This window comes from Streptomyces sp. NPDC058470, from assembly GCF_042721055.1.
Taxonomy (GTDB): Bacteria; Actinomycetota; Actinomycetes; order Streptomycetales; family Streptomycetaceae; genus Streptomyces.
Genome location: NZ_JBHXMF010000050.1, coordinates 24,713 through 38,580 on the forward strand (window position 1 = coordinate 24,713; position 13,868 = coordinate 38,580).

The following is a 13,868-nucleotide window of genomic DNA, read 5'->3' on the forward strand; positions in this document are numbered from 1 at the left end:
TGAAGCCGCGTCCACGGGATGAGACAGTGGGCGACCACGCGACTCCGGCCGACTCCCCCTTGCCCATAACGTGCCGCCAACCTTGATCACATCTCCGCCGCCCACAGTTGACAACGCTCGTGGTCAATACACCTAGGGGGCGATCTGCGTCCCTGCGGCTTCCATGAAGTCCGTAATAGCTTCGAGGGCGACGTCACGCCGAGCGTGGCGTTCCTGGCCGTCAGCTGCTCTGGGGATGGCCTTTACGCGTTCCAGCGCGTCTTCAGCCAGCTGTACGAGGTCCGGATCACGCGCGAGAAGGCGCACCCGAAACAGCTCTTGGCGTGCGACGTAACGGTGGCGGTGATATTCCAGCCGCGCTGCGACGGCCTCCTGGCTGTCCGGCGACTCGTCCTGGCGGTGCCACCGATCGAGGGCTCCACGTTGGTGGGTGGCCAGCGCAGCGGCGAAGGCGCTGTAGGCGGCAACACGTTCTTGCAGTAGCCAGTGTTCCCGGGCGAATGACTCTCCACGCTGACTGATCTTCCGCTGAATGACATAGCTCAGCGCTACGCCCAGCAAGGTGCCGACAACTGCAACCACGCTCGTGAGGATGCTGGCCACGCCGGTAGAACAACACGAGTTCTCGCCGATTGAGAAGAGTGCGCGCGTCGGCCTGGCGATGGGATCCGTCCATGCCCGCATCCACGGACACCCCGCGTGCGTACCGTGGTGGTACGACCCGCCGGGTGGAACAGCCGATGAGCGTGCAGCCCGACTACGCACCCGTCACGCCGTACGCACTCGCCCCGGGGGCTCCGGCCGAACTGCTTGCGCAGCTGCGCGCCGACCGCGTGCGGACCGGTGGGTGCCCGCCTTCGAGCAGGAGTGGACGGCGGCGCTGGAAGAGTCGCGCCGGACCTTCTCCCTAGCCGCCCTGTATGAGGTCGTCCAGGTCTGGCAGGCCCGCGTCGCCTCCGCCCCGGCGGTCGACGCCGTCCTCGCCTCCGGCAAGGACGACACCGCCTTCGTCGACCTGGAGGAGATCAGGAGCAGGCGCCGGTGAGCAGTCAGCCGCACGCGGTCCGGCTGTCGCTGCCCGCCGCGAAGGTGCTCGCCGCACGGCCCGAGCAGGCGGTGCAGATGGTCTGGGACGTCCTGGATGTCGAACAGGGCGACATCGAGGCCGGGTCCGCCACAGCGCCGGCGCGTCAACGCAGCGCTCGACAAGGCCTGCTCGTTGAGGGCCCGGCGCGACCTGGGCGTGAGCGCCGCCTCCTACCTGGACGCGGGAGAGTCCCCGCCGTCGGCGAGGACCAGGCTCTGGTCCTGGACCACCTCTCCGCGCCGGCCCACCGGGCCGGCGGCTGAGCGAGGACTCCGGTTCTCACTCGGGCTCGTCAGCGAAGAAGTCCGCCAGGGAGGCGGCGAGGGCGTCCGGTGCCTGTTCGGCCATGTGGTGACCGGAGTCGATGCCGTGGCCGCGGACGTCGTCCGCCCACCGGCGCCAGATCTCGAGGGGGTCGCCGTAGAGATGCTCAAGGTCGTCCCGGAGGGACCACAGGATCAGCGCCGGGCAGCGAATGAGGTGGCCGGCGTCCCGGTCCTCCTCCTCGTGCCGTCTGTCGATGGTCAGGCCGGCCCGGTAGTCCTCCAGCATGGCGCGCACCACGGCGGGGTTCCGTGTCGCCTCCCGCCACTCGTCGTGGTTCTCCTGGCCCATGCTGTGCGGGTCGCCGCGGTACCAGCTGTCCGGGTCCGCGTTGATGACCCGCTCGGGAATGTTCGGCTGGGCGAAGAAGAACCAGTGCCACCATCGCGTGGCGAACTCGGCCGTGATGCGCGTCAGGTGTTCGGTGAGGGGAAGACAGTCGAGCAGTGCCACCCGCGAGACCGCGCCGGGGTGATCGAGCGCGAGACGCAACGCGACGGCGCCTCCTCGGTCGTGCCCGGCCAGCCTGAACCGGTCATGGCCCAGCGCGCGCATGACCGCGACCACGTCACCGGCGACCGCTCGCTTGGAGTGTCCCGCGTGGTCCTTCGTGGCAACCGGACCGCGGGAACGGCCGTACCCCCTCAGGTCGGGGCAGACGACGGTGAAGCCGCTCCGGACAAGAAGGGGTGCTACGCGGTGCCAGGTCGAGGACGTCCGGGGATGGCCGTGGAGCAGTACCACCGGCGGCCCCTCGCCGCCGTGGCGGACGAAGACCGACGCTTCATCGAGCTGAACCCACCTGGTCTCGAAGCCCTCGAACAAGACCGACCCCTCTCCTACCGCGTTGTCACCGCCCTGGCAGCGCTGCCCTGCTTTCGTGGACACCGCACGGGCGCACGTCTCGTCACAGATGCGCCCGCATGGCGGACGCGGGGTCCCGGAGCCCGGCCGCGGAAGGCGCGGCCCTGGCGAAGGACCGTGGCCGTGGCCCGGGGCAGCCGATCAGAGGGTGGGAGAGTTGGGCTCCGTGGCCTCCGGCGCTTCCCTCCCCTTCCCTTGGGCCTCAGCCGGGCCAGGTTCCGGTCAGGCGACGGGTGGTGGCGGCGCCTGCGCGGTCGACGGATGCCTTGACCGCGGCGAAGATCGCGCCTTGCAGTACGGCGGCGAGCAGTACTTCGCCCCAGGAGCGTTCCTCGTCGGTGGCGTCCGGGGCATCCGCGTCGTGGCCGAGCACCTTCCACGCCTGCTTGAACATGGCTCCGGCGACCATGCCGCTGACGGCGCCGAGTGCCAGGCCGACGGGCTTGTAGGCGATCTTCGATGCCTTCACCCGGCTCACCCCTTCCGGCGGTAGGTCAGCCACACCGCGACGGCGACGCCGGCCGCCGCCAGCAGCGCGGTGCGGTTGTCCCGCGCCAGCCCCGCTCCCTGGGCCGCCTTCCGCCGTACCGGCTCGGGCGCCTTCTCCTGCCATACGCGGCCGGCCTGGGCCGCCGCGGCGTGGGCCTGCCCGGAAGCCTGGGCGGCTTTGTCCCTGACCGGGTCGGGCAGTTTGTCCTGCGCCTGGTGGGCCAAATCGGCGCCCTTCGCCTTCAGTTCCCTGGCTTTGACGGCGGCCTGCTCCTTGAGGTCGCCGGCCTTCGCGGCGGCCTGCTCCTTCGCCTCGGCGACTTCTTCCTTGGCGCGCGCCTTGACGTCGGCCTTGGCCGCCAGCGCTTCGACCGTCTGACCGAGTTCGGTCCGGACCTGTTCGACCTGCTTCCGGAATTCTTCGGGGCCGGTAGCGCTGGGTTGGTTGTCGGACGGCTGAGTCATCGCCGGACACTCTCCTTGATCTCGGTCACGTCGGCCTTCACGCTGTCGATCGTCTCCTCGGGCAGAGGCGGCGCGGCACGGCCGACCTGCTTCTTCCCACTCCGAGCCAGCACCCCGGCGATCACGCCCAGAACCGCCGCGACGATCAGCGCCGCCGCCCACACCGGCAGCGGCACCGCCAGCGCGGCGATCGCGGTGGCGACCAGCGCCTGCAGCATCAGGAAGCCGACGACGCCCGCGCCGCCGAACAGACCTCCGCCTTTGCCGTAGCGTTGACCCTTTTCCTTCATCTCGGCCTGCGCCAGCCGCAGTTCGCCCCGCACCAGCTCGGTCAGCTGGTGTGAGGCTCGCTGCACCAGCTCGCTCATCGGTTCCTGGACTGAGCGGTCCGTACTGCGGGAGTCCGCGACGTGTGGCTGTGTGTTCGACACAGGGGTCATCTCCTCTCCTTGTGGGCGCCTGCGGGCCGGGCCGCAGGCACGCGCCCGACTGTCCGATGACCGTGCGAGTACCCCGGACGGGCGAGTTCAGAGCTAGGGAGCGGCCTGAGGGTTCGGGCGCGGCCGCTCGGTGTTCTCGTCCACGGCGGGACCACTATGCCCGCGCGGGGCAGCAAGTCCGGACCTGGCGGTCTTCCCGCTGCCTGCCGTGGATGCTTCATCCCTCACTCGGCCTGCGTACGTCCGCTTCGTCCCACGTGTGCGTGGAGCGGGGCTGGGTGTACGGCTCGGCCGTCGGCGGCAGGCCCCCCGCGACGGCTCGCTGGCGTACGGTCTCGGCGTCGATCTCCAGGCCCAGCAGAAGAGCCAGGTTGGTGATCCACAGCCAGAGGAGGAAGACGGTGACGCCAGCCATGGCTCCGTAAGTCCTGTTGTAGGAAGCGAAGTTGGCGACGTAGAAGGCGAACCCGGCGGAGGCGGCCGGCCAGATCCCCAGAGAGGTGAAGCTGCCGGGCGCGATCCACCGGAAGCCCTTCACCTTCGCGTGGGGGCTGGACCAGTACAGGATCGCGATCATCACCGTGACCAGGACGACCAGCGCGGGCCATTTCGCTATCGACCGCACCGTCAGCGCGGCGTCGCCGACCCCGAGGGCCGTGCCGGCCTGCCGGGCCAGGCCCCCGGTGAAGTCCACGATCAACGCGCTGATCACCGCCAGAACCACCAGTACGACCGTCAGGGCTACGGGGATGGGAAGGATCTTCCACACGGGCCGGCCTTCGGGCATGTCGTAGACGGCGTTCGCCGCGCGGAGGAACGCCGCCACGTAGCCGGAGGCCGACCACACGGCCAGCGCGATGCCGGCGATCGCCATGACCGAACCGACGCCGGTCCTCCTCGTAGGGCCCTGCACCGGTCGGTGTGCGTGTCCTTAGGGTCGAGGGCGCCCTCGACCTCACGGCCGTCGAGTTCTTCGGGCTGGTAGACCTCGTCACCCATGGCGTCGTCCTGCTTCCGGCTCCCCATGGTGCGTATCACCTTCCGCCTGGACTCAGGTTCCTGCACTCCGCGTATCCAGGCGGGCCTCGTCCACGCACGCGGCCTGCCGGAGTGTGCGCCGGGGCGGGGCGGGTACCCGCCCCGGACCGCAGGGGCAAGGCCCCGGAACCTGAAGGAGACTCGTATGACCAGCAGTACGGAGACCGGTGGCGCCACGGGAACGCCGGACAAGGACTACAACCTGATCTGGTATGTGGAAGCGTGCTTGAGCAACGCGCTGCGGTTGGAGACGTACATCGCGGATGCGGAGCGCGAGAAGGACACCGAGGTCGCGGATCTCTTCCGCAAGGCCCAGGCGGACAGTCGCAAGGGTGCCGACATCGGCAAGCGGCTTCTGCGTTCGCGCCTGGACGGAGCCTGAGCAGGACCTTGTCCGCGAGGCAATCGCAGAGAGAGCCTGCCTCGTGTCTTCCCGTCAGGGAAACAAGGCGATACCGATGACGATCAGCGCGATGACCCCGATGACGAGCGCGGCGACCAGCCAAGGGCTGCGGTGCTTCACCGGAGCCATGGGTTTCGCCCCCAGCGCGGCTGGCCCCCCGGCGGGTAGAGCGGGGCGGACGGTCCCGTGAGTAGGGTTCCTCGTCTCGTGGGTTGTCCATGAGAACCTCTTGATGGCCCGCTGAGCCCACCGTGGCTGCCTTCCGATGGTGGCGGAGGGCTTCTCGTGAGCATGCGAGTCCCCCTCATCGACCACGCAACCCCACCTGTTCGCTCAAATCCGAGGATGGGCCGCCCTGCGGCGGTGACGGACACCATGCGTACGGGCCCAGAACGCACGACGACGCTCGTCGCTCCCGGGCCGTAGGCCGCAGAGGAAACGGAGCCGGCTCGCTCAGGGGTCGTTCAGGCTGTTGCGCGGCGATCCGTGTTCCGCGTGGGAGTCGCGGGACGGGATCCGGCGCGTCGGGAGCCCTGGTCAGTTCACCGGATGGCCCGGGGTGATGCCGCGGGCGTCGTTCAGGGACAGTGGAGGGCCTGGGTTGCCTCCGAGGTTCTCCGCCGCCTCCGGAGCGAGGAGGAATCCGACGTGGTCGCCGCCGTCGATCCGGCTTTCCACGCGACCGACGAACCAGGCGGGTGCCTCATCGAGGATCACGGACCCGCCTGGTCCCGGGTGCCAGGGGACGTCGGTGAACTTGTCAGTCCGGTCGCCGGTCTCGCCGCCGAAGAGCCGGGCCAGTCGGTCCTGGTCCCGGTGGAGGAGATGGACCGTGAGCCGCTCGGCGTGCTCAGCCACGCCGTACGTGTGATTGGCCCTGGACAACCAGACCACGAACCGGGCGGGCCGGATCGAGCACTGCGAACCGAACCCGACCAGGCAGCCGGACCTCTCACCGGCGGCCTCGGCGGTGACGACGTACATCGGACAGTCGAGCAGGTCGGTGAACGGATCGAGATCGGTCACGGTACGTGGCTCCCGGCTCAAGGGATCGGATGCTGCGGAAATGTTCGGCCGTCTCAGCGATCTCGCACTGCGGTCCTCGCGCAGTGCTCGGAACTGGGCGGTTCGGCGAGGAGTTCGGCAGGAGTCGTCGCCAAGTGGCTTCCGGCCCGCTGATGGAGGTCGTCAGTGCGCGGAACGCGACGCTCCGCCGAACAGCCGGGCGAGTGCCCGGAACGGCAGCGTAACGACGGTGGCGATCGCACTGCCGATGCTGCGGAGCACGTCTGCGATGGCGCGGAGCATGGAGACCTCCAGGATCTGTCTACGTCTTGGGTAGATGTCAGTGACGAGTACCCGCCGGGGCATCAGGTACTCGGTGGCGAAAGGGCGTCCCGGCCCGGCTCGACGCTGCGTCGGTCCCGCACCGCTTCTCCCGTCGGCTCAGCCGTTGAGGATGCCCGGGAGGGCCAGCACCGTCAGCAGGGTCGTGCCCATCAGCATCCAGGCCACGTAGTCGCCGATGTGGCCGGACTGCAGGCGTCGTAGCGGAGCCGTCCATGGCCGCTCGCCCAGCAGCTTCGAGCGCGTCACGGCGAGCGCGGCGAGGCCGAGGGCCAGCAGTGTCGAGGTGAGGCCAGGGAGCACCCGGGTGAGAGTCCAGTGCGGTGAGGCGGCGGCCCGGCCGGACACTACGTGTCCGACGGCGGTTGCGAAGCCGGGCACCGCGCCGACGGTGAGGGACGCGACGAGCAGCACGGCGGGGCCGCGGTCATCGTGTCCGCACCTGGCTCAGCGGGTTCCGGGCCTCTGGGGTGGGCAGGAGTTGGGCGGGTCGGGTTCGCCGGGGAGTTGTTGGTCGGCCCGGAGGTGGTGCGTCGTATGGACGACTTCGTCCTTGGGGGCTGCCCGGCAGGCCTTGAGTCCCGTGGAAACGGGTTTGGTTCAGCCGCCGCTGCGTCGGAACCGTTCGATGGCGGTGGTGTCCGGCGCCATGGTGATGAAGCCGTCTCCGATGCGGCCGGCGGCCTCGGCGGCGTGCGGGCCGAAGGCGGAGACGTCGATGGGGTGGGTTCGTCGGGACTGTATACAGTCGGGCGTTCTCCACGGTGTAGTGCTTGCCCCGGTGACCGGTCTGTTCCCCGGTGGGCAGCTCGCGCGTCACTTGCACCGCTTCCTCCAGCTTCTCCAGGCGGACGTCGGCCTCGGGCCAGGCGTCACCGAGGATGTGTTCGTTGAGCGCCTTGCCGCTGCTGATGCCGAGCCGGAAGCGGTCATCCAGTTGTACGGCGTCGGTGGCCGCCGTCTGGGCGACGGCGGCCAGGCGTATAGGGGTGAGGGGGCAGGTCGCGGCGGTCTGCACGGGCAGTGGGACGGCTTGCGAGAGGGCGTCGATCACGGACCGGACGAAGGACTCTGCCTCTGGTTGTCGTTCCAGGGGTGGGTGGTAGTGGTCCGAGAACGACAGTGAGGTATCCCGGCCTGTTCCGCCGTCCTGGCCCGTTCCGCCGACTCGGCGGGACGGTGTTCTCACAGGACAGGAAGTATTCGAAGTCTGTCATGGCGCTCCTTGCGCAGTGGATCGTGCCGTGCTCCGGGTGGTCGCGCAGCGCACCGGGAAGCGTCCGTTCTACGCGGGGCGTGAGAGCTCGGCGACCGCCTTGGTGATCCGCTCCTGCAGGTGGTCGGGCAGCGGCGCTCCGTTGACCGAGTCGACGAGTTCTTCGGCGAGCTGGTGGAGTTTGGTGTTGGTGTGCTGGGAGACATCGACCAGGACACTCCAGGCGTCGTCGGGGCTGAGGCCGAAGGAGGCCATCAGGACTCCGCGCGCCAGGTCGATGACCGGCCGGGTCAGCATGGCGCGCTTGAGCTGCACGACCTCGACGCGCAGTTCCTCGGCCTCGTCGGGCACCTCGTTCTCCTCCACGGGGTTGTGTGTCGCAGCGGAATGTTCGTGCCAGGCGTTGACCACCCCGTTGACGGGCGCACGGGCGTGAGTGAACAGCGACGACGTGTCGGTAAGGGTGAACAGCCTCTCGACCCACGGACTGAGAGCCCGCACGCCGAGCGTCTTGCCGTCCGCCAGGGCGAGCCGGCGAACGCGCAGCAGGACATTGAGGCCGGAACAGTCGCAGAAGCCGACTCCGGCCAGGTCGAGGTCCACGCCTTCGGGCGACCGGGCCAGTGCCAGGCGCAGAGCGTGCTGCAACGTCTGTTCCGTATCGATGTCGATCTCGCCGGAGACAGTCACGACCGTCCGGGTCCCGGCCGGATGCGTCACGATCTCCAGGAGGGCCGACAGGGCAACCGCCGCTGGAACGCGCGGTGTTGCACAGACAGCCGGGCTGCCGCTCCCGGGCGGCGCGGAGAGGTCGTGTTCTGACATGACAGTCGCTCCCGGAGCGTTCGTCTGTCCTTTCCCGGTACAAGTTTCATCCGGCGCACGAGGTACGTCAAGAGATACCTGAAATATAGTTCGCGCCTTTGAATGCGCGAATGTTTCGCCCTAAGCTGGGGTGCATGGGTGGAGTATCCGAGACACATGCGGGATGGACGTTTCTCACCAGCCATGCCCGGGTGCTGGCCGCGATCGCCGAGGATCGCCGTATCCGCATCCGTGACATCGCCGCGCGGTGCAGGCTCACCCAGAGGGCCGTACAGAAGATCATTTCGGATCTGGAGGAGGACGGCTATCTGACCCGCACGCGGGAGGGGCGGACCAATGCGTATCGGATCCAGCCGGGAACCATCTTGCGGCATCCGGCCGAGGCGGGGATGACGGTCGAAGTGCTGCTGTCGGCCCTCACGCGGCACGACGATCAGCGTGACGGACGGTCGCCGCGGTCGCGGACAGTACGGCCGCGCGAGCATGATTCCGAATCCGCCAGGTGAGGTGGCTCGACCGCGCGCCGCTGTTTGAAGCGTGCGGCAAGGGGCCCGGCAGGTGCTGGGTGGTCAAGGGGAGTGGGCTGTGGGGTTGCCTCCCCGCCCGACCCCGGGCTGGGGTCGCCGCAAACGAACCGCGGATCACAATGGGGGCGGGGTTCCGGGAATCTGAGGGGTGGGCTCGTACCTGTCGAGGGCCGCTTCCAGGGCGCCCGGATGTTTTTCGCCGAGAACGAGCAGATCTCCTTCGGCACGGGTGTCCTCGTCGACGGACTGGACTTCTCCGACGACAGGATGCTCGTCGGCCGCACCTTCTCCTACAGTGACACGCAGCGCCACCGCGTCGGCCCCGACTACCTCCAACTGCCGGTCAACCAGACCAAGAACGCCGATGTGCGCACCAACCAGCGCGACGGCCTCATGACCTACCACGTCGACGGCGAGGGCGAGAACCCCGACGTCAACTACGAACCTTCCTACGTGGCGGCCTCCGGGAGGTCACCTATCCGACCCACGACGAACAGGGCCCCGAGATCCGGGGACGGCTCACCCGTAAGCGCATCCCGCGTACCAACGACTATCTGCAGACGGGCCAGCGCTACCTGCTCATGGAGGAGTGGGAGCGCGAGGACCTGATGCGCAATTTCGTCGGCCTGCTCTCCCAGCGCGATCGTCCGTTACAGGAGCGCATGGTCTGGCACTTCCTCCTGGTTGTGGACGACCTCGGCCTGAAGGTCGGCGAAGGTCTGGGAATCGGCCCTCGGGACGTGGCGGAACTGGAGCCGCTGGCTTTCCAGGACCTGACGGACGAGGACCGCGAGCGACTGGCTAACCTCGGGAAGAACCCGCCGCGCGACGCGGAGGGCCTGACCATGACTCATTGCGTACCCGACGAACGGCACGTCGTGACCCGTTGAACGCGCCGTGCTGCGAAAGGGGCCGGCTCCCGCGCCGGGCGCCGGTCTTGCTGTGAGCGGTCTGGCGCCTCAGGGCCGCTGCCAGACTCGCACACCGTTTTGACCACTACTCGCCTGGCCTCAGCGCCGGGCACAGGTCATCTTCGAGCGCGCCGCCGAGGGCCTTCCGACGCTTCGCCCGGCGGACGCCAACTGGCTGGATCTCGGAGGCGGTTGACGATTGGGCGATGCGAGGCAGCTCTGGAAGGCGAGTACATCCGCAGGCACACACGCGCGCCGACCTGAGCAGACCGCTGGGTACTGAGACACGACCCAGCTCCGGGGCCCGGCGAGCCGGGGCTCTCGTGCTGTCGGCCGGCTACCTCCTTCACGTGGTCCAGCCCGTGGTGAAAGCGGAGGCTGATCCGGTCGAAGGCGAGTACGCGGGCCGCGAAGTCGGTCTCCGGCTCGGCGAAGCCTTCACCGCTGCGATCGCTTCGCCCGGCGACCTTGGCGGAGACGCAACCGGGCGCCGCCGTCAGCGGGGCACTCGAAAGCAGGCGGACCAGCGCGAGAGGAAGCGGGTTCACTCGTCTTCGGCAGCGAGCCACTCACCGAACGGCTAAAGATCGTCGGCTCACCGAGCGCGGACTTCGATCTGTCGGTGAACCAACCGGTCGTCATGGTGGCCGCGTGCCTGCCCGACGTGAGCCCCGACGGCGCCGCGACCCGTGTCCGGTACGGCCTGCGGAACCCCACCCGCCGCGACAGAGCGGAGTCCCCGGAGCCACTAACCCGGCTGGTGCTACCACGCCACCATCCCGCTGAACGGAGTGGCCAGGCGTTCCCGTCGGCCACCGCATCAGGCTCTCCCTCTTCTCCGCACGCTCTACTGGTCCCTCGCCCGGCCGCCGCCGAAGCCGGCGCTGCTCAGCGTCCAGGGGCGATTGACCGGCTGTCGGCTGGAGTCACACCTCATCCCCCCTCGATGCCGGTGGCGCCGTGGCTCGCACCGACGGGCTTGGATTCCGGTGAGCCGCGTTGCCTCAGGTAGATGGCGAGAACGGCCATGGAGGCGACAGCCAGCAGCTCGGACTGCCAATTCTGCAGGGTGCGGCTCCAGAAGTCCGCGGAGGACAGGTACGCGCCCCAGCTGATGGGGGCTTGGAGCTGCCGCAGCTGCTGTTCGTTGTAGGCGGCGACGCCGGTGATCGACTGGGCCAGCCAGGACAGCAGGAAGATGCCTCCCATGACGAACCCCAGGGAGCGCGAGTAGACGAGTCCGCGCCAGTCCGTCGCCGCGGCCCAGCGCGGGGAACCCTCCTTGGCATACTCGCCGACCATCTGGTCCTTGTCCGACTCGGTGCCGGCCTTGTCGAGTTCCTTGGATTCCGGGGAGCCACGTTGCAGCAGCCAGACAGTGCCGAAGATGTAGAGGAAGAACTGCAGGTACTCCGACTGCCAGTTCTCCGTGACGTCGACGGCGAAATCCGAGGTCGTCAGGTAGACGCCGAGGCTGACGGGTGCCATGCCGTCGGTGACGAGCTGGTTGTTGAAGTCCGCGTGGCCCGCCACGGCCTGGCCTGCCAGGGCGAGCAGGAAGGCGATCAGGAAGAACAGACCGAGGCTGTTGTGGCGCAGCAAGCGCAGGACACGGTGTCGGCCCCGTGGGGTGGCCTTGCCCGGGCCCGATGCGGGGCTCATCGGTACATCAGTCCCAACGTCGTGAAGTAGACCAGGCCGACGGCGATCACCAGCAGCGTTCCGAGGAAAAGCGTCCTCATGGCCTGTCACCCGCCCTTGATCTCGCACTGGTACGGCCGCTGCGAACGTGGCAGGCACCCGGCGGCCGTCACCTTCCACCCGGCGGAGAAACGCGCCAGGAACACCGTGTCGTGCTCAAACACGACCCGTGCCTGGTCGCCGTACACATCCACGCCGCGCACGGCACCCGCCGAGGGCAGGTCCTGCTCGCCGATCGCCTGCTCGCACCGTTGCTTCGCCGACTGTTCCAGTTCCTCCCTGGTGGAGGGCGCGAGCGCGGCGCACAGTCGTTCAGGCTGTTGCGCGTCCAGCGCCCGCTCGAACCGGGTGACCTCCGAGGCGGCGGCATCCCGCCGCTCGGCCAGCGTGCCGCACCCGCTGACCGTGGCGAGGGCCGTTGCCACCGCGATGCCCACCCCGCACCACCGTCCTGACATCGTTCCTCCCACGCGGCCGGGGCTGGATCGGGCCGGGGAGCGCCCGGTCCAATAAGTGGAATGCGTCTACCCGCTCATGGGACAACCACCCCTCCCTGTTCGCAAGCGGAACCGGCTGCACGGTCCTCTGCGTCGTCCGGGCGAGGCCGTCGGGCGTGGCGACGGCCGGAAATCCGGGTGGTCGAACGTCGTGTGGCGGTGTTGAGGAACGCCCTGCCGCGGACTGCGGAGTCGACGAACGGGCAGACCCGGCGGGAGTAGACGCGGTCTTCGTGCGCGGGTCTCCCGGCCGTGGCAGATCTCGCCCTCCCGCCGCGCACTCGGCTCAGTCCTCGTCGGCGGCCTGCTCCTGCGCCTGCTGGTTGGGCGTGGTGGCGTCTCCGGCCCCGCCGCGCCGTCGCTCTGGTCGGCGTCGGTGCTCCGGGTCGGTCTAGGCCTCCCCGAACTCGTCAACGAACTGCTCCGCGGCCGTCTTTGGGTCGCGCTCAGGGCCCCGTTCGTGGCGATGCTCGTCTGTGGGGCGCATGACGCTCATTTCACCGTTGCTGAATGTGCCGTACGGGCTTCCCGTTGTGGCTCGGTCGAAGCGGGGGTTCCACGGGCGAGCCGTCCGGCGCGGCCGGGCACCGGTCACGCCTTGTGGCCGGCGGTGACCGAGGCCAGTTCTCCGAGCAGCCGTGTCGCGATGATCGCCAGCTCGCCCAGCGACGCGGTGCCCCCTTCGCTGGCCGCCGAGACTCCGGCGGCGAGCCTGCCGGACGCGGACTCGGCTTCTTCGAGTGCGGATTCGGCCTGTGGTGCTCGTTCGTCCCCCGCGATGAGGTGGCGCTCGTCAGCCTCACAGGCACGGGCAGCGGATTGGAGGAGCGTTGCCAGGTCACGTCGGGCGGAGTACGGGGGAGCGGCGAACCGTGAGTTCTCGTAGGCCGTGTCGGCGAGGGAACGCAGCATGGCGACCACATGGTCGGCGACCCTGTCCCAGTGGTAGACGTCGTCACCGGGCGGAGGGGTGGGCGGGGAACGGCGAAGCCGCCGGCCTGGGTTGAGGAGCCGGCTCTCCTCTGAGCGGTGCTGAGCCTCGTGCAGATCGGCCACGACCGGCAGGAGCCGCAGCGCGCGTCCGTACCAGTCCTCGGCCTCCTTGACGCCGTAACCCTTCTCGACCCCGTCGGCCACGTCGCGGAGCAGCTGTGCGAACTGGTCCGGGATCCACGTCCGCAGCCGAACCAGTCCGCGGGTGTGGTCGGGCGGCAGGATCAGGGCGTTGACCGTGAGGCCGATCACCGCCCCCAGTACGGTCTCCAGCAGACGGTGGACGATGTCGACGGGTGCGGGCGTACCGTACGCGAGCACGAACACCGCGGCCGTCGGCACGTACCAGCCCTGGTCCTCAAGCCGGGGATAGGTGCCCATCAGCACGGTGAGCGGCAGAGTGACCGCCATCGCGGCCGTCGGGTTGTGGGTGAGCGCCGCCGCCGCGGCGGCGGTGAATGTGCCGAGCGCGACGCCGGCGAACTGCTGGATCGCCGAGCGCACCGAGCGGTAGACGGTGCTGTGGACCAGGACCAGGGCTGTCCACGGCGCGAGCAGAGCCAGCGGCGCATGCCACCACCAGCCCGCCAGTGCCCAGGCACAGAACGCGGCGCCAGCCGCCTTGAGGGCCTGTACGGCGGTGTCGCGCTCTGGGCCCGGCGCCGTCACCGCGCGGCGCACGGCACCTGCCGTCACAGCGGTGTCCGTCATCAGTACGCGAGCCGGTTCACGTGACAATGT

Annotated in this window: 16 protein-coding genes and 4 pseudogenes; 6 read left to right on the forward strand and 14 right to left on the reverse strand. The window is 69.2% G+C overall.

The genetic code is table 11. The features are described 5' to 3' along the window. Positions 1 to 132: 132 nt before the first annotated feature. Positions 133 to 603 carry a hypothetical protein gene (locus ACFWP7_RS30950; RefSeq protein WP_384388004.1) on the reverse strand — a complete coding sequence of 157 codons (471 nt, stop codon included), beginning with the start codon at positions 601 to 603 and terminating at the stop codon, positions 133 to 135. Positions 604 to 740: 137 nt separating this feature from the next. On the opposite strand from ACFWP7_RS30950, the pseudogene ACFWP7_RS30955 reads away from it, so the two are divergent. Together ACFWP7_RS30955 and ACFWP7_RS30960 are read left to right on the forward strand one after the other, a co-directional pair. Next, positions 741 to 1,045: pseudogene (locus ACFWP7_RS30955) on the forward strand (DUF6247 family protein). Beyond that, positions 1,042 to 1,350 (forward strand): hypothetical protein, encoded by a 309-nt coding sequence (locus tag ACFWP7_RS30960; protein ID WP_384388005.1) that lies wholly within the window; start codon positions 1,042 to 1,044, stop codon positions 1,348 to 1,350. Before ACFWP7_RS30955 ends, ACFWP7_RS30960 begins: the two are co-directional and overlap by 4 nt. A 16-nt stretch (positions 1,351 to 1,366) precedes the next feature. On the opposite strand, the gene ACFWP7_RS30965 is transcribed toward ACFWP7_RS30960, so the two are convergent. The 5 genes and pseudogenes from ACFWP7_RS30965 to ACFWP7_RS30985 all read right to left on the reverse strand — a co-directional run. Beyond that, entirely contained in the window at positions 1,367 to 2,236 is an 870-nt protein-coding gene (locus ACFWP7_RS30965; protein WP_384388105.1) for an alpha/beta fold hydrolase, read from the reverse strand. A gap of 241 nt (positions 2,237 to 2,477) precedes the next feature. Next, entirely contained in the window at positions 2,478 to 2,744 is a 267-nt protein-coding gene (locus tag ACFWP7_RS30970; protein WP_384388007.1) for a DUF4235 domain-containing protein, read from the reverse strand. A gap of 5 nt (positions 2,745 to 2,749) precedes the next feature. After that, a complete protein-coding gene (locus tag ACFWP7_RS30975; RefSeq protein ID WP_384388010.1) occupies positions 2,750 to 3,229 on the reverse strand; it encodes a DUF3618 domain-containing protein in 480 nt (159 codons plus the stop codon). Next, positions 3,226 to 3,597, reverse strand: a complete 372-nt coding sequence (locus ACFWP7_RS30980) for a phage holin family protein (RefSeq protein WP_384388013.1) — start codon at positions 3,595 to 3,597, stop codon at positions 3,226 to 3,228. The genes ACFWP7_RS30975 and ACFWP7_RS30980 overlap by 4 nt, the downstream gene beginning before the upstream one ends. Before the next feature lie 289 nt (positions 3,598 to 3,886). Beyond that, positions 3,887 to 4,558 (reverse strand): annotated as a pseudogene (locus ACFWP7_RS30985) (YihY/virulence factor BrkB family protein); the annotation flags it as partial. A gap of 294 nt (positions 4,559 to 4,852) precedes the next feature. On the opposite strand from ACFWP7_RS30985, the gene ACFWP7_RS30990 reads away from it, so the two are divergent. After that, on the forward strand, positions 4,853 to 5,089 hold the full coding sequence (locus tag ACFWP7_RS30990; protein ID WP_384388015.1) for a hypothetical protein: 237 nt from the start codon (positions 4,853 to 4,855) through the stop codon (positions 5,087 to 5,089). A gap of 558 nt (positions 5,090 to 5,647) precedes the next feature. Here the strand turns inward: ACFWP7_RS30990 and ACFWP7_RS30995 are convergent. From ACFWP7_RS30995 to ACFWP7_RS31015, 5 genes are all read right to left on the reverse strand, one after another. After that, positions 5,648 to 6,136, reverse strand: a complete 489-nt coding sequence (locus ACFWP7_RS30995; RefSeq protein WP_384388018.1) for a flavin reductase family protein — start codon at positions 6,134 to 6,136, stop codon at positions 5,648 to 5,650. Between the two features lie 162 nt (positions 6,137 to 6,298). Next, complete coding sequence (locus ACFWP7_RS31000; RefSeq protein ID WP_384388021.1) at positions 6,299 to 6,418, reverse strand: LPFR motif small protein; 120 nt, start codon at positions 6,416 to 6,418, stop codon at positions 6,299 to 6,301. A gap of 138 nt (positions 6,419 to 6,556) precedes the next feature. Further along, entirely contained in the window at positions 6,557 to 6,838 is a 282-nt protein-coding gene (locus tag ACFWP7_RS31005) for a hypothetical protein (protein WP_384388024.1), read from the reverse strand. A 46-nt stretch (positions 6,839 to 6,884) separates the two neighbouring features. Next, positions 6,885 to 7,646 (reverse strand): LLM class flavin-dependent oxidoreductase, encoded by a 762-nt coding sequence (locus tag ACFWP7_RS31010; protein WP_384388028.1) that lies wholly within the window; start codon positions 7,644 to 7,646, stop codon positions 6,885 to 6,887. A gap of 96 nt (positions 7,647 to 7,742) precedes the next feature. Continuing rightward, entirely contained in the window at positions 7,743 to 8,498 is a 756-nt protein-coding gene (locus ACFWP7_RS31015; protein ID WP_384388031.1) for an STAS domain-containing protein, read from the reverse strand. Positions 8,499 to 8,632: 134 nt separating this feature from the next. Between ACFWP7_RS31015 and ACFWP7_RS31020 the strand changes: the two genes are divergently transcribed. The 3 genes and pseudogenes from ACFWP7_RS31020 to ACFWP7_RS31030 form a co-directional block, all read left to right on the forward strand. Next, the gene (locus ACFWP7_RS31020; RefSeq protein ID WP_384388034.1) at positions 8,633 to 9,004 is read left to right on the forward strand and encodes a helix-turn-helix transcriptional regulator; all 372 of its coding nucleotides are present in this window, start codon (positions 8,633 to 8,635) and stop codon (positions 9,002 to 9,004) included. A gap of 213 nt (positions 9,005 to 9,217) precedes the next feature. Further along, a pseudogene (locus ACFWP7_RS31025) lies at positions 9,218 to 9,915 on the forward strand (catalase); the annotation flags it as partial. Between the two features lie 556 nt (positions 9,916 to 10,471). Then, positions 10,472 to 10,948, forward strand: a pseudogene (locus ACFWP7_RS31030) (CocE/NonD family hydrolase C-terminal non-catalytic domain-containing protein); the annotation flags it as partial. On the opposite strand, the gene ACFWP7_RS31035 reads toward ACFWP7_RS31030, so the two are convergent. The 3 genes from ACFWP7_RS31035 to ACFWP7_RS31045 form a co-directional block, all read right to left on the reverse strand. Further along, positions 10,870 to 11,598: a DUF6766 family protein gene (locus ACFWP7_RS31035; protein ID WP_384388037.1), complete on the reverse strand. Its 729-nt coding sequence runs from the start codon at positions 11,596 to 11,598 to the stop codon at positions 10,870 to 10,872. The pseudogene ACFWP7_RS31030 and the gene ACFWP7_RS31035 overlap by 79 nt on opposite strands. Before the next feature lie 86 nt (positions 11,599 to 11,684). Next, entirely contained in the window at positions 11,685 to 12,095 is a 411-nt protein-coding gene (locus ACFWP7_RS31040) for a hypothetical protein (RefSeq protein ID WP_384388040.1), read from the reverse strand. A 630-nt stretch (positions 12,096 to 12,725) separates the two neighbouring features. After that, positions 12,726 to 13,838, reverse strand: a complete 1,113-nt coding sequence (locus tag ACFWP7_RS31045; protein ID WP_384388043.1) for an aromatic acid exporter family protein — start codon at positions 13,836 to 13,838, stop codon at positions 12,726 to 12,728. Positions 13,839 to 13,868 lie beyond the last annotated feature (30 nt).